This is a genomic window from Pseudarthrobacter sp. NPDC092424 (genome assembly GCF_044754925.1).
Lineage (GTDB): Bacteria > Actinomycetota > Actinomycetes > Actinomycetales > Micrococcaceae > Arthrobacter.
Map to the genome: position 1 here is coordinate 14840 of NZ_JBIVQC010000005.1, position 20618 is coordinate 35457.

25 protein-coding genes are annotated in these 20618 nt (G+C 69.2%); 16 read left to right on the forward strand and 9 right to left on the reverse strand.

Going from position 1 to position 20618, the window contains the following annotated elements:
- Window positions 1–113 precede the first annotated feature (113 nt).
- Both ACIQCN_RS09110 and ACIQCN_RS09115 read left to right on the forward strand, forming a co-directional pair.
- Complete coding sequence (locus tag ACIQCN_RS09110; RefSeq protein WP_400610542.1) at window positions 114–392, forward strand: hypothetical protein; 279 nt, start codon at window positions 114–116, stop codon at window positions 390–392.
- Window positions 389–598: a hypothetical protein gene (locus tag ACIQCN_RS09115; RefSeq protein WP_400608455.1), complete on the forward strand. Its 210-nt coding sequence runs from the start codon at window positions 389–391 to the stop codon at window positions 596–598. The genes ACIQCN_RS09110 and ACIQCN_RS09115 overlap by 4 nt, the downstream gene beginning before the upstream one ends.
- Here ACIQCN_RS09115 and ACIQCN_RS09120 read toward each other — a convergent pair.
- Window positions 576–815 carry a hypothetical protein gene (locus tag ACIQCN_RS09120; protein WP_400610544.1) on the reverse strand — a complete coding sequence of 80 codons (240 nt, stop codon included), beginning with the start codon at window positions 813–815 and terminating at the stop codon, window positions 576–578. The two genes, ACIQCN_RS09115 and ACIQCN_RS09120, sit on opposite strands and share 23 nt — an antisense overlap.
- Before the next feature lie 151 nt (window positions 816–966).
- Entirely contained in the window at window positions 967–1641 is a 675-nt protein-coding gene (locus ACIQCN_RS09125; RefSeq protein WP_400610546.1) for a TetR/AcrR family transcriptional regulator, read from the reverse strand.
- A gap of 110 nt (window positions 1642–1751) precedes the next feature.
- On the opposite strand from ACIQCN_RS09125, the gene ACIQCN_RS09130 reads away from it, so the two are divergent.
- Complete coding sequence (locus ACIQCN_RS09130) at window positions 1752–2075, forward strand: MTH1187 family thiamine-binding protein (RefSeq protein ID WP_400610548.1); 324 nt, start codon at window positions 1752–1754, stop codon at window positions 2073–2075.
- Between the two features lie 49 nt (window positions 2076–2124).
- Window positions 2125–2802, forward strand: coding sequence for an O-methyltransferase (locus tag ACIQCN_RS09135; protein ID WP_400610550.1), 678 nt, complete (start codon window positions 2125–2127; stop codon window positions 2800–2802).
- Between the two features lie 84 nt (window positions 2803–2886).
- Here the strand turns inward: ACIQCN_RS09135 and ACIQCN_RS09140 are convergent, their stop codons facing one another.
- The 6 genes from ACIQCN_RS09140 to ACIQCN_RS09165 all read right to left on the reverse strand — a co-directional run bounded on the left by ACIQCN_RS09140 (window position 2887) and on the right by ACIQCN_RS09165 (window position 6991).
- Complete coding sequence (locus ACIQCN_RS09140; protein ID WP_400608446.1) at window positions 2887–3063, reverse strand: CsbD family protein; 177 nt, start codon at window positions 3061–3063, stop codon at window positions 2887–2889.
- Window positions 3064–3162: 99 nt separating this feature from the next.
- Window positions 3163–3420 (reverse strand): hypothetical protein, encoded by a 258-nt coding sequence (locus ACIQCN_RS09145; protein ID WP_400608444.1) that lies wholly within the window; start codon window positions 3418–3420, stop codon window positions 3163–3165.
- A 347-nt stretch (window positions 3421–3767) separates the two neighbouring features.
- Window positions 3768–4844: a YihY/virulence factor BrkB family protein gene (locus ACIQCN_RS09150; RefSeq protein ID WP_400608442.1), complete on the reverse strand. Its 1077-nt coding sequence runs from the start codon at window positions 4842–4844 to the stop codon at window positions 3768–3770.
- Window positions 4845–4965: 121 nt separating this feature from the next.
- A complete protein-coding gene (locus tag ACIQCN_RS09155; RefSeq protein WP_400610552.1) occupies window positions 4966–5610 on the reverse strand; it encodes a DUF3618 domain-containing protein in 645 nt (214 codons plus the stop codon).
- Window positions 5607–6053 carry a phage holin family protein gene (locus tag ACIQCN_RS09160; RefSeq protein WP_400606442.1) on the reverse strand — a complete coding sequence of 149 codons (447 nt, stop codon included), beginning with the start codon at window positions 6051–6053 and terminating at the stop codon, window positions 5607–5609. Before ACIQCN_RS09160 ends, ACIQCN_RS09155 begins: the two co-directional genes overlap by 4 nt.
- Complete coding sequence (locus tag ACIQCN_RS09165) at window positions 6053–6991, reverse strand: hypothetical protein (protein WP_400610554.1); 939 nt, start codon at window positions 6989–6991, stop codon at window positions 6053–6055. The genes ACIQCN_RS09160 and ACIQCN_RS09165 overlap by 1 nt, the downstream gene beginning before the upstream one ends.
- 189 nt (window positions 6992–7180) lie before the next feature.
- Here ACIQCN_RS09165 and ACIQCN_RS09170 point away from each other — a divergent pair, with 189 nt between their 5' ends.
- Window positions 7181–7615 carry a hypothetical protein gene (locus ACIQCN_RS09170; protein WP_400610556.1) on the forward strand — a complete coding sequence of 145 codons (435 nt, stop codon included), beginning with the start codon at window positions 7181–7183 and terminating at the stop codon, window positions 7613–7615.
- Here ACIQCN_RS09170 and ACIQCN_RS09175 read toward each other — a convergent pair.
- Window positions 7612–8658: an NAD-dependent epimerase/dehydratase family protein gene (locus ACIQCN_RS09175; protein ID WP_400606449.1), complete on the reverse strand. Its 1047-nt coding sequence runs from the start codon at window positions 8656–8658 to the stop codon at window positions 7612–7614. The genes ACIQCN_RS09170 and ACIQCN_RS09175 overlap by 4 nt on opposite strands.
- Before the next feature lie 181 nt (window positions 8659–8839).
- Between ACIQCN_RS09175 and ACIQCN_RS09180 the strand changes: the two genes are divergently transcribed.
- The 11 genes from ACIQCN_RS09180 to ACIQCN_RS09230 all read left to right on the forward strand — a co-directional run.
- Entirely contained in the window at window positions 8840–9670 is an 831-nt protein-coding gene (locus ACIQCN_RS09180) for a sigma-70 family RNA polymerase sigma factor (protein ID WP_400610558.1), read from the forward strand.
- A 112-nt stretch (window positions 9671–9782) separates the two neighbouring features.
- On the forward strand, window positions 9783–10355 hold the full coding sequence (locus ACIQCN_RS09185) for a D-glycero-alpha-D-manno-heptose-1,7-bisphosphate 7-phosphatase (protein ID WP_400606454.1): 573 nt from the start codon (window positions 9783–9785) through the stop codon (window positions 10353–10355).
- Window positions 10355–11443 carry a glycosyltransferase family 9 protein gene (locus ACIQCN_RS09190; RefSeq protein WP_400610560.1) on the forward strand — a complete coding sequence of 363 codons (1089 nt, stop codon included), beginning with the start codon at window positions 10355–10357 and terminating at the stop codon, window positions 11441–11443. Before ACIQCN_RS09185 ends, ACIQCN_RS09190 begins: the two co-directional genes overlap by 1 nt.
- Window positions 11440–12516 carry a glycosyltransferase gene (locus ACIQCN_RS09195; RefSeq protein WP_400610562.1) on the forward strand — a complete coding sequence of 359 codons (1077 nt, stop codon included), beginning with the start codon at window positions 11440–11442 and terminating at the stop codon, window positions 12514–12516. Before ACIQCN_RS09190 ends, ACIQCN_RS09195 begins: the two co-directional genes overlap by 4 nt.
- Complete coding sequence (locus tag ACIQCN_RS09200) at window positions 12513–13766, forward strand: glycosyltransferase (RefSeq protein WP_400610564.1); 1254 nt, start codon at window positions 12513–12515, stop codon at window positions 13764–13766. The genes ACIQCN_RS09195 and ACIQCN_RS09200 overlap by 4 nt, the downstream gene beginning before the upstream one ends.
- Window positions 13763–14482 carry an SIS domain-containing protein gene (locus ACIQCN_RS09205; protein WP_400610565.1) on the forward strand — a complete coding sequence of 240 codons (720 nt, stop codon included), beginning with the start codon at window positions 13763–13765 and terminating at the stop codon, window positions 14480–14482. Before ACIQCN_RS09200 ends, ACIQCN_RS09205 begins: the two co-directional genes overlap by 4 nt.
- Entirely contained in the window at window positions 14479–15906 is a 1428-nt protein-coding gene (locus tag ACIQCN_RS09210) for a PfkB family carbohydrate kinase (protein WP_400610567.1), read from the forward strand. The genes ACIQCN_RS09205 and ACIQCN_RS09210 overlap by 4 nt, the downstream gene beginning before the upstream one ends.
- 59 nt (window positions 15907–15965) lie before the next feature.
- Entirely contained in the window at window positions 15966–16679 is a 714-nt protein-coding gene (locus ACIQCN_RS09215) for an SDR family oxidoreductase (protein WP_400606470.1), read from the forward strand.
- Between the two features lie 40 nt (window positions 16680–16719).
- Window positions 16720–18132, forward strand: a complete 1413-nt coding sequence (locus tag ACIQCN_RS09220) for an aldehyde dehydrogenase family protein (protein WP_400610569.1) — start codon at window positions 16720–16722, stop codon at window positions 18130–18132.
- Complete coding sequence (rfaE2, locus tag ACIQCN_RS09225) at window positions 18132–19652, forward strand: D-glycero-beta-D-manno-heptose 1-phosphate adenylyltransferase (protein WP_400610570.1); 1521 nt, start codon at window positions 18132–18134, stop codon at window positions 19650–19652. Before ACIQCN_RS09220 ends, rfaE2 begins: the two co-directional genes overlap by 1 nt.
- Window positions 19653–19684: 32 nt before the next feature.
- Window positions 19685–20618 (forward strand): spermidine synthase (locus ACIQCN_RS09230; RefSeq protein WP_400610572.1); only part of this gene is annotated, 934 nt, incomplete at its 3' end.

Below are 20618 nucleotides of genomic sequence, written 5' to 3' on the forward strand. Positions count from 1 at the left end.
CGGTTGCCCGGTGCCGTCGACGCGTGAGCTGAATCACTCCCACTGCCGCCCGGCGGTTGTAGGATGAGATTGGCTATGCAGTTGGCCTTGGGAACTTCTTCTGAACGGTATCCATGGATCATCAACTGCAGGCAGCCGGAGACAGGGCAGGCCGGCCCGTCCACCCCAATGGCCGACGGAGGGCAGGACTTCCGGCCAAACGCTTCTTCAGGCGCTTTGCCGGTCTCGCCGACGTCCCTGATCAGGACCTTGAGCTGTTTGCGGCGGGGCTGCGAAAGGCAATGGAGTTCGGCCCGGAGTCCCCGGTACCGGTACTCAAGGCCATGGTGCGCCGCGAAATGGCCAAGCGGAAGCCGGCAGGGCGGCCCGAGGGCATGGAGGAATTGGAATGAGTGAGCAGGAGCACGGAAGCGGCGGGGACTACGAACGCGGAAACCCGGCGGGAAAGCCCCGGCAGGGCTACCGGGATACCCGGGGGTCGGAGGGTACCCGTGAACTGCGGGATACGGCCCGGCGCCGGCGTGACGCGGAGGAGAAGCTGCAGCAGCACCTCATGGAAGCTAAGGACCACATCCCTAACGAGCGCCGCCAGCACTAGCCGGAGCGATCCAATCCCGGGCTTCGGTCCGGAGGCGGGTTTCCTCCACGGCCATCTCGTACCAGGTCTGCGCCCCAAACTCCGGTTCCGGGGTGTCCAGGTTCTGGAACAACGCATCCAGCAGCCTGGCCAAGTCCTCCGAGGACATGGCGGGCAGGATTTCCTCGGGGCCGCGGGGATCGCTGAGGCAACGGAAAAGCAGCGTGGAGCGGTTCATTTCCGTGCTGCCGGTGAACGCCGGACGGGCAAGTTTGGCTTCATTGGGGCTCCATCCTGAGACTTCCAGGGGCTGGCTGCGTAACCCTCTTCGAGTGTATGGCACCCGCTGGGCGCCCACAATGGCCCCGGCGGCTCTGTGCCCGGTGGGCTCAGCCCGCCTGCGAGGCGTCGGCCGCAGGGGACGCGGCGGCTTCGGCCACCCCGGCTGGAGGCACAGCGGCTGGTACCGGCACCTGCGGCGGGAGCGGCCGCGCCGGACGCTGGGCGCGGATGGCATCTTCCACGAGCGCAAGCGGCCGCCGCCACGCGTCAGAGCCTGGCTCCATGGTGTCCACCACGCTGATGAGCATTGCCAGCAGCCGGAACATGTCCGTCATGGCGATGTCCGCCCTCAGGCTGCCCTGACCCTGGCCGCGCACCAGCAGGACGCTGATGGATTCGACCAGCGATCCGGTAATGCCGGTCAGCAGTCCGCGGCGGCCTGCCACGGCTCCGAGCAGGTTTGCATCGGTGCTGGCCGCAGCCATGATCGCTTCCATGACCCTGAACAGGCCGGCGGCAGCGTCGATATCGGCCAGGGCGCCATCCATCACCGGATCCACGGTGAGCCGCAGTTGCCGGTTAAGGGTGGCCAGTACCAGCTCTTCTTTGTCCGCAAAATTCCGGAACAGGGTGGCGGGGCCGACTCCTGCGGTGATGGCAATGGTTTGCAGGGGCACTTCGGGGCCAAAATCCCGGAAACACTGCCGCGCCGCCGTGATGATCTTGTCCACGTTCCGCGCGGCATCGGCGCGGAGGGGTTTGCGGGCGACTGCGACACTCATGCCAAGAGCCTAGCAACGCAGCCTGGGCCCGACATCCTTACTGGAGGGTAGGAGGTAATGTGACACGCCCACGGGCCCGCCGGGATGGGTGGCCGTGGCACACTGGGCCCATGTTGCTTGCGTTTTCTGTTGCCCCTTCCGGCGTCCCGGCGGGTGGCGCCCGGCCGGATGATGCGTCGGTGCACGACGCCGTTGCCGCCGCCGTGAGGATCGTCAGGGAGTCGGGGCTGCCCAACCGCACCAGTTCCATGTTCACCGAAATAGAGGGCGAGTGGGATGAGGTGTTCGACGTCGTCAAGCGCGCCACCGAAGCGGTGGGCCAGTTCGGCAGCCGTGTTTCGCTGGTTATCAAGGCGGACATCCGGCCGGGCTACGCCGGGGAACTGACGGCCAAGGTCGAGCGCCTGGAAGAGGCCATCGGCGAAGCCCCGTAGGCACCGTTCTCCTCTGGACCGCCGACTGGCAGCGTGCCAGACTGTGGCCATGTTCGAGCACAAGCCCCTGCCCGGGTGGATCGACGCGGAAAGGTTCCTGTCCGACGTCGTGGTTCACCCCGGCGCGGCGCTGCAGCGCGTGGCGGCGGCCGCGGAGGAGGCCGGCCTTCCGCGCATCGAAGTGGCGCCCAACGCCGGAAAGATGCTCAAGCTGCTGGTGCAGCTCACGGGTGCCCGGCGCGTCCTGGAGATTGGCACACTGGCCGGATACAGCACCATCTGGATGGCGCAGGGACTTCCCGCCGACGGAACCGTGGTCACCTGCGAATTCCTGCCCAAGCACGCCGAGGTGGCGTGGGCCAACATCGATGCCGCCGGCCTGGGCGAGAAGGTGGAGATCAGGCTGGGCCCCGCCCTGGACACCCTGGCGGCACTTGAGGAGGAAGGGCGTGGGCCCTTCGATTTCATCTTCATCGACGCGGACAAGGAAAACGACAGCAAGTACCTCGACTGGGCGGTGAAGCTCGGCCGGAAGGGTGCGGCTGTGGTGCTGGACAACGCCGTGTGGGAAGGCGCAGTGCTTGACCCGGGCATGGACCCGGTGAACGCTCCCGGGATCGTGGAAGCACTCAGGTTCCTCGGCTCGCACCCTCGGCTGGACGCCACCGTGATCCAGACCGTGGGCGCCAAGGGTTGGGATGGGTTCGCCCTGGCCCGGATTACATAGGCCCTGCGGCGCAGGAGCAGGCCCGGGGGCCGCGGGCACAAAAAACGGGCCGCTGCGTGCAGCGGCCCGTTTCCGTGAGTTTGGCTAGTCCTGCTTAAAGGCGTCCTTTACCTTTTCGCCGGCCTGCTTGAGGTCCGCCTTGGCCTGGTCTGTCTGGCCTTCGGTGCGGAGACTCTCGTCATCCGTGGCCCGACCGGCGGCTTCTTTTGCCTTGCCGCCCAACTTCTCGGCGGTGTTCTCGATCTTGTCATCCAAACCCATGGCATTGCTCCCTTCGGCTGGTGGCCGGCAGGCCCTTCCGCCAGCCATGCCCCCAATGCTAGCCAGCAATGGGGCGCTGCAACAGGCCCGGAGCGGGGACTAAACCAGGTCCGGTGCGCTGGCCACGATGTAATCGGCGGCAGCCGGGCCGGTCATGGAGAGGTTGTTGCTGTCGGGGTCGATTCCGTGGGCCTGCATGGCTGCCCAGAGTGACTCGGGCGGCTGCAGCTGGGCTTTCTGGATCAGGCACCAGCTGGTGTACAGGCCGTAAAGCTCATCGCGTCCGAGGCCGAGGCCCGGCTCCCTGTCAGGGACGACTGCTTCGGCAAGAAAATCTTCAAAATGTGTCGCAGGCATGTCCGCTCGTTTTCGGGGTCGACCGTGGAGCCGCCGGATCTGCTTCAGCGGCCTGCCGGCTCCGGACCGGAACCAGCAGAGTAATCATGAAAGTATTCCAGACGGCGCACGATGTAAAGTTGCCTGCCCCTTACATCCTTGTGTGCCTGTCCCTGCATGCTCCAAATGGGCCCGCCGCCGGCAAACGAGGGGGCCGACGGCGACTGGGGGGACTGGCCTCGGTCTCAGTAGAGGCCATCTCACCGCCGACCCCGCTAACGCCCCGGACTGCCGACCGCCAGCCTCAGTAAACCCGGGAAATCAAAGGGACCTACAGGACAATTTTCCTCCTTCAGGAGGCGTTCTGCCTAGTCCTTCTTCGGCTCGGACGCGTACTTCTCCCGGAGCTCGCGGCCGCGCCTGATGTCCTCTTCCTCCTGCGCCTGCAGCTTTTCGCTCTTCTTGGTGCCACGCGGGGGAAGCTGAATCGTTTCCTCCGCCTTGATGCCTGCCTGGAGCTGGCGGCCGCGCTCCATCTCGGCGTCGAACTCCGCGCCGAACAGCAGGGCCATGTTCAGGATCCACAGCCACAGCAGCATGACGATCACGCCACCGAGTGCCCCATACGTCTTGTTGTAATTTCCGAAGTTGCCCACATAGAAGCCAAAGCCGAGGGACGCCAGCAGGAAAACCACCAGGGCGATTCCGGAGCCAAGGCTCATCCACTTGAAGCGGGGCTGCTTGACGTTGGGAGTGGCGTAGTAGAGGACAGCGATGATCACGATGATGAGCGCCACCATGACCGGCCACTTGGCGATGTTCCAGACCGTGAGGAAGGCACCGCTGAGCCCGATCAGGCCGCCCACTGCCTCTGCGACGGGGCCGCTGAGGACCAGCATGCCGCCCAGCAGCGCCACGATGACGATGGCCAGGAGCGTCACGGCCAGCATGGTGCCACGCAGCTTGACGAACCCGCGCCCCTCGTCCACTTCGTAGATTCGGTTCATGGCCCGGCCAAACGCGCCGACGTAGCCGGACGCGGACCACAGGGCAGTGGCAAGACCGATGACCAGGGTGAACCCTGCCGCGGGCGCACTGGCCAGCTCTTTTACGGTTCCGCCCACTGTGTTCACGGTTTCGGCGGGAGCAAAGCCGCGAACGATCTCGATCAAGGCGTTGGTGGTCTTTTCCGGATCACCGAAGAGCCCTACCAGCGAAACGAGGGCCAGCATCGCCGGGAAGAGCGACAGGATCCCGTAGTACGTAAGGGACGCCGCCAAGTCGGGGCACTGGTCCTTGGAGAATTCGCGGAGCGTCTTCTTGGCGATGTACTTCCAGGACGGCTTTTCGACGTCGGTTGGGCTGTCCGGTTTGCGGGTGTCGTCCGGCGCGGGGGCCTGCCCCGCCTTTGCCGTGCTGGTTTCGGATGAGTCGTGAGTGGCCATCGGGTTTCCTCTCGATCAGGGGGTGACACCGGACAGGCCGGCCCCGCAGCGGGCGGGGCCGGCCTGTCCGGTGGTGCGTTTGCCCTTGCGGCTTTCCCGGCAGGGCGTTGGGCCGCCAGGTTTAGGTGTGTTGGATGTGGTCTTTGGCGTTGGTGGCGCGGTCCTTGACGTCGGTGGCGGCGGTTTGGCCTTCGGCTTTGACGTTTTGGGCGGCGTCGGTCGCGGCGGTTTTGACGTGGTCCATGGCTTCTTGTGCTGGTGCTTTGAGGTCTTCGGCCATGTTTTTGGCGGCGTCGGTGACCTGGGTGGTGAGGGGTTCGGCGGCGGTTTTGAGCTGGTCCGCGGCCTGGCGTTCCTTGTCCGTGGGCGGGATCAGGGAGGAGACGAGCATTCCGGCGCCGAAGGCGATCAGGCCTGCGGCCAGGGGGTTGCCCTGGGTTTTGGCTTTGACCTGGTCCGGTGCGTGGGAGACCGCGGTGCCGGCGTCGGAGAGCCGGGTGGTGACGGTGTCCTTGGCGTCGTGGAGGGTGCCGGTGGTGTGTCCGGCGCCGGTGTGCATGGTGTCCTGGACGCGGGTGGTGGCGTGGTCTGCTGTGCCCATGATTTTCTCCTTCACGCCGGTGAGGGCCTCTTTGGCCTTGTCGGTTTGGCGGTGGACGATGTTGGACGGGCTGACTTTGTCCGCGACGGCGTCGACGTTGGTGCCCAGCCGGGCGCGGGTGGCTTCTATGTCGGAGCGGATGGCGTCCGGGTTCTCGTTGGTCATCGGTTTACCTCGCCTGGTTTGAGGGTTGGGGGGATTTCGGAGAGTGTTTCGCCTGTTTGGGGCAGGCCTTTGATCTGTTTGAGTTCCTTGCGGCCGATCGAGGCCAGGACCGCGGCGGTGATGCCCCAGATCACGGCGAGGATCACGGCTGCCCAGCCCAGTGGCATGATCGCGCCGAGGGCGAACATCAGGGCCAGGGAGAGGAAGAGCAGGACGAAGTGTCCGGCCACGCCGGCGCCGGCGAGCATGCCGCCGCCTTTCCCGGCGCGGGTCGCGGACTGTTTGGCTTCGGCCTTGGCCAGTTCCACTTCCTGGCGCATCAGGGTGGACAGGTCACGGGTCACTTCACCGAGCAGGTCACCGAGCGAGGAGCTCTCAGCTTTCTGGTGCGCCGCACTGCCCTGCTCCGTCCCGGCAGGAAACTCCGAATACTGGCTGCTCATCACAACCTGCCAGACTCGCCGTCCGAGGAACGGTCGCGGGTCAGCGGATCACCGGCCATGGGATTGTCGGCAAGGTCCCGACCGGCCAGCGGATCATCGGCCATGCGGTTGCCGGACCATGGCTCCTCGACCAGTTGCGGGCTGTCAAGCGGGCTGGCGGGGCGCGCGTAGTCCGGGTAGCTGCTTCCGGGTGCACCGCCGTCGAACCCTGCCGTGGTGGTGGCCGGGCCGGGAAGCTGGACCGGGGGAGGCGGTACGCTGCCGCCCGCAGGAACATAGGACTCGCCGTAGGCATCGCCGTAAGCCGTGCCTGAGTACTGGCCTGCGAGGCCCGCCCTTCCCGTGGCCTGGGTTTCGGGGGCTCCGGCGGCGAGGCCGCGGGTGAGGCGTCCTGCCAGGACGCCGGCTCCGGCTGCGAGCAGGAGGAAGGTCCCGGGGCGGTTCCGGGCGAAGGACTGCACCTCGGTCAGGAGTGATCCCGGGTCCCGGTTTTCAAGCCAGGTTGCCAGCGAGGAGGTACGCTGCGCGGCTTCGCGGACCAGGTCCGAGGCGACGCCCGGCTGGTCCGGGGCGGCGGCCATGCGGTGCAGCTCGCTGGAGATGTTCCGGATCCCTTCGGCGGCCTTCTGCTGCTGCGCTCCGGCCTGGCTGCTCAGCCCGGTCCGGGCCTGCTCCAGCAGGTCCTGGGCGCTGGCCTTGGCTTCGGCGGCGACGTTCGCCGCTTCCTCCTTGGCCGTGGATGCCACATCCTGCGCCGCGGACTTCGCCTGGCCGGCCACCTGGGAGGCCTCCTCCTTCGCGGCATCCTTGCGGGAGGTGCCCTCTCCCGAGGCGGCTGCAGCGGAGGGGAAGCTGGCAGCGGGCCGCTCTCCCGAAATTCCTGTACCGGCCGGAGGTGTCGTGTAAGCGCGGTCCTCGGGCCATTGGTTCTCTGTCATCTTCGCTCTCTCTTTCCAAGAAGGCCGGTTGTTGATCAAGAACCAGCAATACTGGCCATAAAATAATAAGCATGATTACTAATAAAAGGTAAGTACCCTTGCTAGATGGGTTGTAACGATTTCCGAAAGCATTAGCCGGAGCCGGCGGCCGCCGGTTCCCGTCATATCGAGAGGAAAGTGGTGGACAGCATGGACGCATCCGTATGGGTCTGGATTGTGGTTGCACTGGTGGTGGTGGCGCTGGTCGTGCTGCTGCTCCTGACGGGCAAGCGCAGGAAGGTTGAGCAGCAGCGGCGCGATGAGGTGCACCGCAGGGAGGCGGCCGAAATCCGCCGCGAAGCGCAGGCCGTGGAACTCGATGCGAGGGAGCGGGACGCCCGGGCAGCGCGCGCCCGTGCGGACGCAGAGCAGGCCCAGGTGAAGGCGGAGCGGCTCCGGCAGGAAGCGGAACGCCGCACGCATGAGGCCGAGGAATTGCGCGAGGACGTCTCCCGCCGCACCAGGCACGCCGATCAGGTGGACCCCGGCGGGCCTGCGGCTGACCGCATTGACCATGCAGCGGACGGTCGTGCCTCGGACCGCCCGGCCGACCCCGGCCCCGGGCATCCGCGCAGCGGAATTTAGCGTTTAGCTCCACGGGGAGCCAGGACGGGGGAGGGCGGGATGCCCTCCCCCCTCTCCATGCCCGCCAGGACTTCTCTCACGGCATCCACCGAGGACGTTGCCGCCTCCCAGCCGAGGATCCGGCGGGCCCGGCGGGTATCCATCACCGGCGCTGCGGCCGCCATGTCCACCCATCCGGCGTCAGTGGGTTGGAGATGCAGCCGCCATGCCACGTCCACGATGCTACGGAGCAGCCCCATGGGGATGGGCAGTATCCGCCGTGCGCCGAGCAGGCGTCCCAGCTCCTGCGGGGTGAGGACCGGCTCTGCCGCAATGTTGAAGGCGCCGGAAGCGCGGTCGTCGATCACGCGCCAGTATGCCTCGGCCACATCGTCCGCGTGGACCGCCTGGAACACCAATCCATCCGGAACCGGCAGGATGGGCACGCGGAGCCGGGTGGGCAGCAGGCGTGGAATCAGCGGCCCCAGGAAGTAGCGGCCGATCTCGCTCCCGGCCTCCCGCTGGAAGATCAGGCCCGGCCGCAACCGCGCCACGGCGATGGCCGGTTCGGAAGCGGCGAAGCTGTCCAGGAGCGCTTCCTGCTCCGCCTTGTGCCGGCTGTAGTGCGAACTTGGGATGCCGCGCGCCGGCCATGACTCCGCAGTCCGCTGGTCTTTGGGGGCGCGGCTGTAGGCGCCCACCGATGACGCGCATACCACCTGCTTGACGCCCGCCTTCCTGGCCGCCTCCAGCACATTGCGCGTGCCGGTCACGTTGGTCCGGTACAGCTGGTCCAGGTCCCGGTTGGGCTGGATCTGCCATGCCAGGTGCACCACCGTGTCAATGCCCTGAAGTGCCGCTTCCAGCCGGGGCCTGTCGCGTTCCAGCCCCACATCCAGCGGGTACCAGTCGACCCCGGTGTAGGGCATGCGGTCGGTGTCCGGCCGCCGGCGGCTGATCCCCGTCAGATGAAGGCTGCCGGGTTTCTTCGCCAGCTGGCCGTGCAGGTTACGCAGCAGCGCGGTTCCGGCATTTCCGCTGGCTCCGGTAATGGCAATGTGCATCTGAAGCTCCTCGGCAAAGGCTGCGGGGCGGGTGCCCCGCGAACGGCCACCCGTCCTGAGCCTACCCGTGGCAGGCCAGGTTCATAAGCATCCTTATGGATTGCTTAATAAGCAGCCTTATGATTTCCTGCTTCTAAGTCTTGCCGCAGGCTTTCGGAACCAGACCGAGGGAACCAACGACATGCCCGAATATCTTGGCGCGCCCGCTGTGTACACTACGTCGGCCGGCCCGCGAAACACACCATGCCAGCAGCAGCGCCGCCCCCACACGAGGGGTGGACAACTGCGCGAAACCTTCGAAAATGACCTGGTCCTGGAGTACCTGGACCTGGCCGAGGCCCTGGCCGCGCGCTTCGAGGCCAGGGGGCGTGAGCGTGCGGACCTGAACCAGGTGGCTTATCTGGGCCTGGTCAAGGCCGCCCGGGGTTTTGACCGGGGAAAGGGGGAAAGTTTTCCGGCCTATGCCGCGCCCACCATAACCGGGGAACTGAAGCGGTACCTCCGGGACCGGACTTGGGTGGTGCGTCCGCCCAGGAACATCCAGGACCTTCGCACCCGGATCTTCAAAGCCGAGCCGGGACTGACGCAGGCCCTGGGGCGCCACCCCACCGCGGCCGAACTGGCGGGGGAACTGGGCACGGATGACGCTGTGGTGCGCGAAGCGATGTCCGCGGCCACCAGCATGCATCCCGACTCGCTGGATGCCGCAAACCCCCACTCGGATGCCCCGTCGGTCGGCGAGACCCTCCCCTGCCCGGAGGCGCCGCTGGAACGCCTGGAAGAGCTGGCCTGCCTTCGTGGGGCCATGCAGGCCCTGACCCCCGCGGACCGGGAACTGCTTTACCGGCGGTACTTCTGCGAGGAAACCCAGGTGCAGCTGGGCCGCCGCCTGGGGATGTCGCAGATGCAGGTTTCCCGCCGTCTGGCGAAGCTCCTGGTACAGCTCCAGCGCGCGATGGACCCTGGCCCGGACGCGGCCCGCCACGGCGCGGCACGGATGGCGGGCAGCTGACGGCTGCCAACGGCCTGGGCTGTTGCAGACCGGGTTCTGCCGATTCCGGAAAACACGAAAGCCTCCTTGGGCGGCTGTTTAGGACCGCGGACAGCGGGGAACAGGGTGGTTTATGGGAAGCTCTCCAACGCCAAAGCTCCGCGCAGTCCTCTTCGACCGGGACGGCACCCTGGTGGCCGACGTGCCGTACAACGGCGACCCCGGACTGGTACTTCCCATGCCCGGCGCCCGGAATGTCCTGGCCTCGCTCCGGGCCCGCGGCCTTGCCACGGGCGTGGTCAGCAACCAGTCCGGCATTGCCCGGGGCCTGCTCACCCAAGCCCAGGTGGACGAGGTCAACGCCCGGGTGGAGGAACTCCTGGGACCGTTCGATGTGTGGGAGGTCTGCCCCCATGCCCGGGAGGACCGGTGCAGTTGCCGCAAACCCGCCCCCGGCATGGTGCACAGCGCCTGCCGCAAGCTGGGCATCCAGGAATCACAGGCAGCGCTGATCGGCGACATCGGAGCCGACGTCGGTGCCGCAGAGGCAGCCGGCGCTGTAGGGGTCATGGTGCCTACCCCGGTGACCCGGGCCGAGGAAGTGGAAAGCGCCCGGTTCGTGGCAGAAGACCTGGCCGCCGCCGTCGCACTCCTCGCGGAGGAAGGCATGATCGACGCAACAGCCCTCCCCGGGGAAGACTCCTGATGGGCCGGGTGCTGGTGGCCCGGCTGGACAGCATGGGCGACGTCCTGCTGGCAGGCCCCGCCGTCCGGGCTGTGGCCCACGGCAGGAGGCCCGACGGCAGCGCACCCAACCACGTGGTCATGCTGTGCGGACGCCAGGGTGAGGCCGCAGCCGGGCTGCTGCCGGGCGCGGCCGAAACCTACACATGGGACAGTCCGTGGATCATGAACCCGGCACCCAAAATGACCGGGCCGCATGCTGAACGGCTGATGGAGTATGTCCGGCATTCGAGGATCACCGAGGCCGTCATCCTGACCTCATTCCACCAGTCGCCGCTGCCCCTGGCGCTGCTCCTGCGCCTGGCCGGCGTGGAACGCATCACGGGCGCCTCCACGGACTACGCAGGCTCACTCCTGGATGTCCGGCTGAAGCCCGGCGAGGACTTCCCGGAGGACCAGCCCGAGGCGGAGCGGGCCCTGGGCATCGCGGAAGCGGCCGGCTTTGGCCTGCCGGCGGGGGATGACGGCAGGCTGCACGTGAAAGCGGTTCCTGACGTCACGGACCTGGTCGGGGAGGAGCCCTACGTGGTGGTCCACCCGGGAGCCGCCGTCCCGGCCCGCGCCTGGCCGCCCCTTCACCATGCCGCCGCCGTCGAACTCCTCGAAGGCTCCGGCCACCGCGTGGTGGTCACCGGCGGCCCGGGGGAAACGTCCCTCACCGCCACGGTGGCCGGGCCTTCCGCCCTGGACCTGGGCGGCCGCACCGACCTGCACCTCCTGGCCGGTGTCATGGCCGGCGCCGAAGCTGTGGTCACCGGGAACACCGGCCCGGCCCACCTCGCCGCCGCCGTCGGCACCCCCGTGGCCTGCCTGTTCTCGCCCGTGGTGCCGGCCGTCCGGTGGGCGCCCTACGGTGTCCCGCTGGAGCTTCTGGGCGACCAGAACGCCCCCTGCCGGATGACGCGGGCGCGCATCTGCCCTGTTCCCGGCCACCCCTGCCTGGATTCCGTCTCTCCCGAGGACGTGGTGGCGGCGGTGGAACGGCTGATTGGCGGCGTCAGCTCCTTCAGCACCCATGTCAGCACCCGTAGAAAGGCCCGCAACAGATGAGGATCCTGCTTTGGCATGTCCACGGTTCGTGGACGGACGCGTTTGTCCGCGGCCGGCACGAGTACCTGCTGCCCGTCCTTCCGGAAGGCGGCCCTTGGGGCCTGGGCCGCGCCGGCCGCGGCTGGCCCGGCTCGGTGCGGGAGGTGGATGCGGCACGGCTGGACGCGGAGGCGGTGGACGCCGTCGTCCTCCAACGCCCGGAGGAAATAACCGAGGTGGCCCGGCTGCTGGGCCGTACCCCCGGGCGCGACCTTCCGGCAGTGTACGTGGAGCACAACACTCCCAAGGGCGATTTCCCGTTCACCCGGCATCCGCTGGCGGAGCAGGACCGGATCCCCGTGGTTCACGTGACGCACTTCAACAGGCTGGCGTGGGACTGCGGCTCGGCCCCGGTGCTGGTGGTGGAGCATGGCATTCCGGACCCCGGCTACCTCTATACGGGCGAGCTGCCGGATCTGGGAGTTGTGGTCAACGAACCGGTGCGCCGGGGCCGGGTGACCGGGACAGACCTGCTTCCCGCCTTCGCTTCCGTGGCGCCGCTGCAGGTGTTCGGGATGAAGACGGAGGGGCTCGCCGCGGCGACGGGGATGGATCCGGCGCGCGTGACGCCCCGCGGTGACCTCCGGACAGCGGTCCTGCACCGGGAACTGGCCCGCTGCCGCGCCTACGTGCATCCGATGCGCTGGACCTCGCTGGGCCTGTCGCTGCTGGAAGCGATGCACCTGGGCCTGCCTGTCCTGGTGGTGGCGGCGACGGAAGCATCCCGTGCGGTGCCGCCGGAGGCCGGGGCAGTGTCGGCGGACGTTGACGAGCTGCTGCGCACCGCGCGCAGGCTTGTCGCGCACCCGGAGGAAGCACGACGGCGGGGCCTTGCCGCCCGCGGGGCGGTGCTGGAGCGCTACGGACTGGGGAAGTTCCACGACCGCTGGGACGGTATCCTCGCCGACCTGGTGCCGAATCCGGTGCATCAAAGCGGGGGGCGCCAGGTCCCCGTGCACCGGCCCGGCGGCCCGGCAGATGAACATCCGGGCGAGCAGATCCTCGTTCCGGCCCGAGAGAGGAAGATGCCATGAAAATCTCCATGATTTCGGAACACGCGAGCCCCCTCGCGGCTCTTGGCGGCGTGGACGCGGGCGGCCAGAACGTGCACGTGGCCGCCCTGTCCGAGGCCTTGGCCCGCCGTGGGCACCACGTCACGGTCTACACCCGAAGGGACGCAACGGAGCTCCCCGCCCGGGTCCAGGCCGGCCCGCGATTCGAGGTGGTCCACGTGGACGCGGGGCCCGCCCGGCACGTGCCCAAGGACGAACTGCTGCCCTACATGGGCGAGCTGGCGGAAGGCGTGGCACGTGACTGGGAGCACCGTCCGCCGGACGTGGTGCATGGCCACTTCTGGATGTCCGGCCTGGCTGCACTGGATGCCGCCCGCAGGCCGGATGCCGGCTACCGGGTCCCGGTGATCCAGACCTTCCATGCCCTGGGCACCGTCAAACGCCGGCACCAGGGTGCGGAGGACACCAGCCCCGAGGAACGCCGCTGGCTGGAACCGGGGGTGGGCAGGTCCGCGGACCGGATCATCGCCACCTGCTCCGATGAGGTGTTCGAGCTCAAGGCCATGGGCATTGACACGGGCAAAGTGTCCATCGCCCCGTGCGGGGTGGACCTGTCGTTCTTTTCCGCGGAAGGACCCGCTGCCGCCAGGACGAGCCGGCACCGCATCCTGTCCGTGGGACGGCTGGTGCCGCGCAAGGGCGTGGACCTGGTGATTCAGGCGCTGCCGCTCCTGCGCCAGGCAGGGTTCGACGACGTCGAGCTCCTCATCGTCGGTGGCGGGGGTGACTCCGGTGTGCTGCACGCGGACCCTGAGGTCCGCCGGCTCCTGGGCCTTGCCGACAGCCTGGGCGTGGCTGATTCGGTGACCCTGCAGGGGCAGGTCGCGAGGACGGAGATGCCCGGGATTTTCCGCAGCGCCGACGCCGTGGTGTGCGCCCCCTGGTATGAACCGTTCGGCATCGTTCCCCTCGAGGCCATGGCGTGCGGCGTGCCCGTGGTGGCCGCGGCAGTGGGCGGCCTGCAGGACACGGTGGTGGACCACGCCACCGGACTGCACGTTCCCCCGCGGGACCCGGCCGCCATTGCTTCCGCGCTCGCCGTGCTGCTCTCGGACCCGGCCCTTCGTTCCCGGCTCGGCGCAGCGGGCGGGCAGCGGGCCCGCGCCAGGTACTCCTGGGACCGTGTTGCCGCGGAGACGGAGAAGGCCTACCAGCTGGCGGTGGCGGGCTCACCCGCCGGCGCCGTTTCCATGGAAGGAGCCGCGCTGTGAGTGCTGACTGGTTCCTGCGCGAGGCCGACCTGCGGGCCCTGGCCACCCCGGCGATGCCTGATCTTCTTCCCGCTTTCCCCTCGGGCCCGGGGTTTCCGGACGCGGCGAGCACCGACGTCGTCAGGACGCACCTGGACAATGTCCTGCCCGCGCTTGAATCGCTCCGCAGCCAGTCCGGCCGGCTGGCCGCTTGGGGAATGGAGCTTGCCCAGCGCCTGATGCGGGGGCAGCGGCTCCTCGCCGCGGGAAACGGCGGCTCGGCCGCCGAGGCCCAGCACCTGACGGCAGAGCTGGTGGGCCGGTTCGACGGCGACCGGGTTCCGTTTTCCGCGATCTCGCTGCACGCTGAATCGTCCGCGGTGACGGCCATCGCCAACGACTACGGGTACGACGACGTCTTCGCCCGGCAGGTCCGCGCCCACGGCCGTTCCGGCGACGTCCTCATCCTGCTGTCCACCAGCGGCCGCAGCCCCAACCTGCTGCGAGCGGCGGAGGCTGCTTCCAGGCTTAACATCTCCACGTGGGCGCTGACCGGTTCCGGCCCCAACCCTTTGGCGGACGCCTGCGAGCAGGCCGTCATGATCGACGCCCTCAACGCGAACGCGCAGGAGGGCCACCTGATCGCCCTGCACGCCCTGTGCCGGGCCTTCGACCTGGAGGTGGCGCGCCGAAGCCCGGCCGCGGTCCCGGGCCCGAAGGGCGGTGCCAGGCCATGAGGATCGTGGTGGTGGGCGACGTGATGCTGGATGTGGACCTGGCCGGTGAAGCCACCAGGCTGAGCCCCGACGCGCCGGTACCCGTGGTGGACATCGCGGCGGAGAAGCGCCGCGCCGGAGGCGCCGGGCTGGTGGCCCGCATGCTGGCGGAGGAGGGCTGGCCCGTCACGCTGGTAACGGTACTGGGGGATGACGACGCCGGACGGCACCTGGTTGACCAGCTCGCCGGAATCCGGCTCGTCTCCGGGCCCAGCGGCGTACCGTCCCCGGTCAAGACCCGGGTCCGGGCTGGAACGCATCCGGTGGTCCGCTTCGACCAGGGCTGCGCCCGGCCGCCGGTTCCGGAGGTCACCCCGGCCATGCTGTCCGCCGTGGAACACGCTGCAGTGGTGGTGGTGGCGGACTATGGCCGCGGCCTGGCCGCCAACCCGCACCTGCGCGGGCTCCTGGCGCGGCTGGCCGGCGAGGTCCCGGTCATCTGGGACCCGCATCCGGCTGGCCCGGACCCGGTGCCGGGCGTGGCCGTGGTAACGCCCAATCTCGCTGAGGCCACACGGGCGGCTGCTGCATCCGGCACCCCCGCCGCCGGCACAGCACCCGGCCCCGCCGAAGCCGCCATCCACGCCGGGCACCTGGCGGGAGTGCTCCGCGAGCGTTGGGGCAGCCGGGCAGTGCTGGTCACCCGGGGCGGGGACGGAGCTGTGCTGGTCCGCGACGACGGACACGCACCCCGGCAGGTTCCCGCGCCCCGCGTGGAAACGGGTGATCCGTGCGGAGCCGGCGACCGGCTGGCGGCAGGGCTTGCCGTGCATTTGCTGGCCGGCCGCGACCTCCTCGAGGCGGCACGGCTGGCCGTCCACGAGGCCGCTGATTTCCTCGCCGCCGGCGGAGTCTCGGCCCTGTCCCAACCTCCAGTCCGCGGTGCCGCCGCCCCCGGACACCTGGAACCCGCTCTTCTGGAGCCCAACCCCGGGGACGCGCTGCTGCTGGCCCGCGCCGTGCGGAACCGGGGCGGAACCGTGGTTGCGACCGGCGGCTGCTTCGACCTCCTTCACGCCGGCCACGTCCGCGCGCTCGCCGCAGCCCGGGCCATGGGGGACTGCCTGGTGGTGTGCCTGAACTCGGATGCCTCGGTGCGGCGGCTCAAGGGCCCGGAGCGGCCCATCATCGGCGAGCATGACCGGGCCGAACTGCTGTTGGCCCTGTCCTGTGTGGATGCCGTGATGGTCTTCGACGAGGACACCCCCGAGGCAGTACTGGACCGCCTCCGCCCGGACCTTTGGGTCAAGGGCGGCGACTACCAGGGCGCCCGGCTGCCGGAAGCGGACCTGGTGGAACGCTGGGGCGGCCGTTGCCTCACCGTCCCCTACCACCCCGCCCGCTCCACCACCGGGCTGGCCACCGCGCTCGCAAAAGTGGGCTGACCCGCCCTTGCATCGCAAGGATTGGCTCAAATTCCAGGTTTTTCACCGAAAGGAACACCATGACCACAACTCCCAACGCACCCGCCCCTTCGCCCGGCCGCGTCCTCGTAACCGGGGGATCCTCCGGACTGGGGGCCGCCGTCGTCGACGCTGTCCTGAAGGCGGGCGGCACCCCGGTGGTGCTGGACCGGGACATCAGCGCCGTGTCCGCCGTGAAGGCCTATGAAGTGGACGTTGCGGACCGTCCCGCCGTGGAGGCCGCCGTCCGTGAAGCCGCCGAGGCCCTGGGCGGCCTGGACGCCGTAGTCACCGCGGCCGGGATCGACCGGTGCGGAAGGCTGGCGGACGTGGCAGCGGACGAGTGGGAAAAGGTCATCGGGGTCAACCTGATGGGTACCGTTTCCGTGGTCCGCGCCGCGCTGCCGTACCTCACGTCCTCCCGCGGCCGGGTGGTGACCGTCGCCTCAACCCTGGGCAAGCGCGCAGTTGCGGACGCCACCGCATACTGCGCCTCCAAATTCGGCGTGGTCGGCTTCAGCCACGCGCTCGCAGCGGAGACCGGCGGGCAGATCGGGGTAACCACCATGATCCCGGGCGGCATGAAGACCCGGTTCTTCGACGACCGCTCCGAGCAGTACAAGCCCCAGGACGACTCGCGCCTAAACGATCCCGGCAACGTGGCGCAGGCCATCCTCTTCGCGCTGAACCAGCCTGCCGGCTGCGAGGTCCGGGAAATGCTCATCTGCCACGAGGAAGAAGGCTCCTGGCCCTGATCCTGCCCTCGCCGCCGACCACAAACCACGGGAGGAAACCATGCCCACAACAGCCACAGAAACCGCCCCCGGACTGGACCCCGCGACCGGTTCCGTCACCATCCACGACCCCCGGACGGGGGAGTTCCTCTGGACGGTCGCGGAAGCCGGTCCTGATGAGGTGGGGCGGGCCGTGCAGACCGCCCGTGACGCGGCAGCCGCCTGGGCGCAGGGAGCACCGGCCGAGCGCGGGAGCGCACTCCGCGCCGCTGCCAAAGCCTTGGATGAGGCCGCCCAGGAGCTGGCCGGACTTAACGCGAGCGAAACCGGACGCCCGGTTGACGAAGCCCTTGCGGGCATCAGCGCGGCCGTGTCCACCCTGGAACAATACGCCGAACTGGGGCCGCTGCACCGGGGCCACAGCCTCCGCGGGAACCGGCTCGCGTCCGACTACACGGTGGCCGAGCCACGCGGCGTCGCCGTCCTACTGACCCCTTGGAACGACCCAGTAGCGGTGGCCTGCGGCCTCATTGGCGCGGCACTAGCAACGGGAAACACGGTAATCCATAAGCCGAGCGAGCGCTGCCCGCGCGTGGGCGAAACGCTCGGCAGGGTGCTGGGCCCGGCGTTCCCTCCCGGCGTGTTCACCACCGTCTCCGGCGGATCCGGGACCGGCGCGCTCCTGACCCAGGCCGGGGTGGACGTGATCGCCCACGTGGGGTCCAGTGCTTCGGGAGTGCGGATCGCCCGCGCCGCCGCGCTCACCGGCGCGCACGTGATACGTGAAAACGGCGGCAACGATCCGCTGCTGGTGGATGCCGGCGTCGACCCTGCCTGGGCGGCGGAACAGGCGGCGGTGGGTGCCTTCAGCAACAGCGGCCAGATCTGCACGGCGGTGGAACGGATCTACGTCCACCAGGACATCGCTGCGGAGTTTTGCGAGGCGCTCGCGGCGGAGGCGGACCGCCGCAACAGCGAGGGATCGGTGGCGCCGCTGGTGGACCGGCGGATGCGCGACGAAGTCCACGCGCAGGTGGCCGAAGCGCTCAGCCAGGGTGCACGTGCTGTGGCGGGCGGGGCACTCCCGGATGGGCCGGGCAGCTTCTACCCGGCCACCGTGCTGCTTGGCTGCACGGACCGGATGCAGGTCATGGCCGAGGAGACGTTCGGCCCGGTGGCCCCGGTCCAGGTGGTGGAAACGTTCGACGACGGCCTCCGCCTTGCGTGCAGTGGTAAGTACGGCCTTGCGGCGACAGTCCTGAGCGGGGACCTGGCCCACGTACAGCAGGCGGTGGCGGCCCTGCCGGTGGGAACCGTCAAGGTCAACGAGGTGTTTGGCGGCGCTCCCGGCGGCTCGGCGCAGCCCCGCGGGGACAGCGGTGCCGGCTTTGGCTACGGGCCCGAGCTGCTGGACGAATTCTGTCGGGTCAAAGTGGTCCACATCACGGCCCCGCCCGCCGGAAAGGAACGCTGATGGATTCGGCCCAGCCCGTGGACCTGCGGAACCAGCGGGCGCTCTCCGACTGGCTGCCCGGCCGGCTGGCCGCAGAGGAACCGGAGATCCTGGTGATTGGCGACGTGATCCTGGACGGCTGGTGGAGCGGCAGCATCGAACGGCTCTGCCGGGAGGCGCCGGCGCCGGTGGTAGACCTGCAGGCCCGCGAATCCGTTCCCGGCGGGGCAGCCAACACGGCCATGAACCTGGCTGCCCTCGGGGCGCGGGTGGCGGTGGCCGGGATCATCGGCACCGACGACGCGGGCACGGAGCTGCGGAGGCAGCTCCTGACCGCCGGCATCGACGTCCGCCACCTCTACGCCCATCCGGACATGGTGACCACTACCAAGATCCGGATCAGCAGCGGCGGGCAGGTCATGCTCCGCCTCGATGACTCGGCCCGTACCGTCCCGGCCGCCGCGCTGGGGGCGCTGGCCGGGGCGGTGCGTGCCGCCGTCGTACGTAAAGCAGCGGTGCTGGTGTGCGACTACGGAACCGGGGTGCTGGCAGAACCGGTTCGAAACAGCATGGTGGCGGCCCTCGAGGGGGACAGCGGCCGTCCGCTGGTGGTGGTGGACGCGCACGACCCGCGGCCCTGGGCGTTGCTGCAGCCGGATCTGGTAACGCCGAACGCGCAGGAGACCGCCCGGCTGCTGGAGCGCCGTCTCCCCGACGGGCCGGACCGGGCGGATGCAGTGGGCGCTGAAGCGGACGCGCTGCTCGCTGCCACCGGGGCGCGCGCCGTGGTGGCGACGCTGGACCGGGACGGCACCGTCCTGCTGACGCCGGGAGGCGCGGCGCACCGGACCTGGGCGCGGCCCGCGGCTGAAAAGCAGGCGTCCGGGGCGGGGGACACCTTCGTCGCCGCCCTGACCTTGGCGCGCTCGGCGGGGCTGCCCCTGACGGCCAGCCTGGACCTGGCGCAGGCGGCGGCGGACGTGGTGGTCCACCAGCCCGGCACGTCCGTGTGCAGCACGGCCCAGCTGAGCCGTTACCTGAAGGCTTTCGCCGATACCGCGCTCGGTGCGGACGAGCTGGAAAGCCAGCTCGAAGCACACCGCGCACAGGGCCAGCGGATCGTGCTGACCAACGGCTGCTTCGACGTGCTGCACAGCGGACACACCCGCTACCTCAACCAGGCCAAGCAGCTGGGCGACATCCTGGTGGTGGCGCTGAACAGCGACGAATCCGTGCGCCGCCTCAAGGGGCCGGGCCGGCCCATCAACGCGGTGGCGGACCGCGCGGCCGTGGTGGCCGCCCTGAGTTGCGTGGACTACGTGACCGTGTTCGATACGCCCACCGCCGGGCCGCTGGTCCGTCAGCTGCGGCCCGAGGTGTATGCCAAGGGCGGGGATTACACGCCGGAGATGCTGGCGGAGACGCCGGACGTCGAGGAATACGGGGGGCGCGTGGTCATCCTGGACTACGTCGCCGAGCGCTCCACCACCGCCGTGGTCAACAGGATCCGGGCCGGCGAAGGGGCGGCGCAGGTCAACTAGGGTTGAAGGCATGACTGGATCGCGGGGCGGGAATGGGTAAACGCGGCAAGCCCGGCGGCCGGGGCAGAACACCAGGCGGGCGGACGACGGCGGGAGTCGTCGAAGTGCCGCAGGGAACCTTGCCGGATGGTCCTGCCGAGGGGGTCTACTACATCGACACGGGCGACTGTGAACTGGTTGCAGACCAGGACAACTCCAACGGCTGGCTGCTGAAGATCAACGGGGTCATGAGCTCGCACATCGACCTCGCGGACCCGCTGTTCCTGGATTTTGAGTACATGCGCTGGATGGCCGCGCTGATAGAGTCGCGCTGGCCGCCGGGCGGCGGTGTTTTCTCCGGCCCGGTGAAGCTGCGCGGCCTGCACCTGGGCGGGGGCGCGTGCTCGCTGGCCCGCTATTTCCACGCCGTCTACCCCGACGCCCGCCAGGTGGTGGTGGAGCTGGACGGCAAGCTGGCCGCCTATGTCCGTGGCTGGTTCGACCTGCCCAAGGCGCCGCTGCTGCGGATCCGGGTGGGGGAGGCCCGCGCCGTCACGGAGACCCTCACCGAGGACACCCGCGACTTCATCATCCGGGACGTCTTTGCCGGGTCCGTGACCCCGCTGCCGCTGACCACCGCCGAGTTCAACCAGCACATCAGGCGCGTTCTGGCCCCGGGCGGGCTCTACGTAGTGAACTCCGGCGACGCGCCGGACCTCAAGAACGCCCGGCAGGACGCCGCCACCATCGCAGCTGCATTCAAGAACACGGTGATCATCGCCGATCCTGCCATGCTGAAGGGCCGCCGCTACGGGAACATGGTCATTGCCGGCAGCGACACTCCCTTCGCGGAGGACCCCAAGCTGGCACGCCGGCTCCTCGGCGGAGCCGTCCCCGCGCACCTGTGGGACGACTCCCAGGTCCGGGCCTTCGCTGCGGGAGCCGCGATACGCCACGACCCTCCCCACCCGCACCCTAACCTCGCAA

Bases quoted from the DNA above. Each gene is read 5' to 3' on its own strand.
- ACIQCN_RS09110 (WP_400610542.1), top strand. From the start codon at position 114: ATGGATCATCAACTGCAGGCAGCCGGAGACAGGGCAGGCCGGCCCGTC.
- ACIQCN_RS09115 (WP_400608455.1), top strand. From the start codon at position 389: ATGAGTGAGCAGGAGCACGGAAGCGGCGGGGACTACGAACGCGGAAAC.
- ACIQCN_RS09120 (WP_400610544.1), bottom strand. From the start codon at position 815: ATGAACCGCTCCACGCTGCTTTTCCGTTGCCTCAGCGATCCCCGCGGC.
- ACIQCN_RS09125 (WP_400610546.1), bottom strand. From the start codon at position 1,641: ATGAGTGTCGCAGTCGCCCGCAAACCCCTCCGCGCCGATGCCGCGCGG.
- ACIQCN_RS09130 (WP_400610548.1), top strand. From the start codon at position 1,752: ATGTTGCTTGCGTTTTCTGTTGCCCCTTCCGGCGTCCCGGCGGGTGGC.
- ACIQCN_RS09135 (WP_400610550.1), top strand. From the start codon at position 2,125: ATGTTCGAGCACAAGCCCCTGCCCGGGTGGATCGACGCGGAAAGGTTC.
- ACIQCN_RS09140 (WP_400608446.1), bottom strand. From the start codon at position 3,063: ATGGGTTTGGATGACAAGATCGAGAACACCGCCGAGAAGTTGGGCGGC.
- ACIQCN_RS09145 (WP_400608444.1), bottom strand. From the start codon at position 3,420: ATGCCTGCGACACATTTTGAAGATTTTCTTGCCGAAGCAGTCGTCCCT.
- ACIQCN_RS09150 (WP_400608442.1), bottom strand. From the start codon at position 4,844: ATGGCCACTCACGACTCATCCGAAACCAGCACGGCAAAGGCGGGGCAG.
- ACIQCN_RS09155 (WP_400610552.1), bottom strand. From the start codon at position 5,610: ATGACCAACGAGAACCCGGACGCCATCCGCTCCGACATAGAAGCCACC.
- ACIQCN_RS09160 (WP_400606442.1), bottom strand. From the start codon at position 6,053: ATGAGCAGCCAGTATTCGGAGTTTCCTGCCGGGACGGAGCAGGGCAGT.
- ACIQCN_RS09165 (WP_400610554.1), bottom strand. From the start codon at position 6,991: ATGACAGAGAACCAATGGCCCGAGGACCGCGCTTACACGACACCTCCG.
- ACIQCN_RS09170 (WP_400610556.1), top strand. From the start codon at position 7,181: ATGGACGCATCCGTATGGGTCTGGATTGTGGTTGCACTGGTGGTGGTG.
- ACIQCN_RS09175 (WP_400606449.1), bottom strand. From the start codon at position 8,658: ATGCACATTGCCATTACCGGAGCCAGCGGAAATGCCGGAACCGCGCTG.
- ACIQCN_RS09180 (WP_400610558.1), top strand. From the start codon at position 8,840: ATGCCCGAATATCTTGGCGCGCCCGCTGTGTACACTACGTCGGCCGGC.
- ACIQCN_RS09185 (WP_400606454.1), top strand. From the start codon at position 9,783: ATGGGAAGCTCTCCAACGCCAAAGCTCCGCGCAGTCCTCTTCGACCGG.
- ACIQCN_RS09190 (WP_400610560.1), top strand. From the start codon at position 10,355: ATGGGCCGGGTGCTGGTGGCCCGGCTGGACAGCATGGGCGACGTCCTG.
- ACIQCN_RS09195 (WP_400610562.1), top strand. From the start codon at position 11,440: ATGAGGATCCTGCTTTGGCATGTCCACGGTTCGTGGACGGACGCGTTT.
- ACIQCN_RS09200 (WP_400610564.1), top strand. From the start codon at position 12,513: ATGAAAATCTCCATGATTTCGGAACACGCGAGCCCCCTCGCGGCTCTT.
- ACIQCN_RS09210 (WP_400610567.1), top strand. From the start codon at position 14,479: ATGAGGATCGTGGTGGTGGGCGACGTGATGCTGGATGTGGACCTGGCC.
- ACIQCN_RS09215 (WP_400606470.1), top strand. From the start codon at position 15,966: ATGACCACAACTCCCAACGCACCCGCCCCTTCGCCCGGCCGCGTCCTC.
- ACIQCN_RS09220 (WP_400610569.1), top strand. From the start codon at position 16,720: ATGCCCACAACAGCCACAGAAACCGCCCCCGGACTGGACCCCGCGACC.
- rfaE2 (WP_400610570.1), top strand. From the start codon at position 18,132: ATGGATTCGGCCCAGCCCGTGGACCTGCGGAACCAGCGGGCGCTCTCC.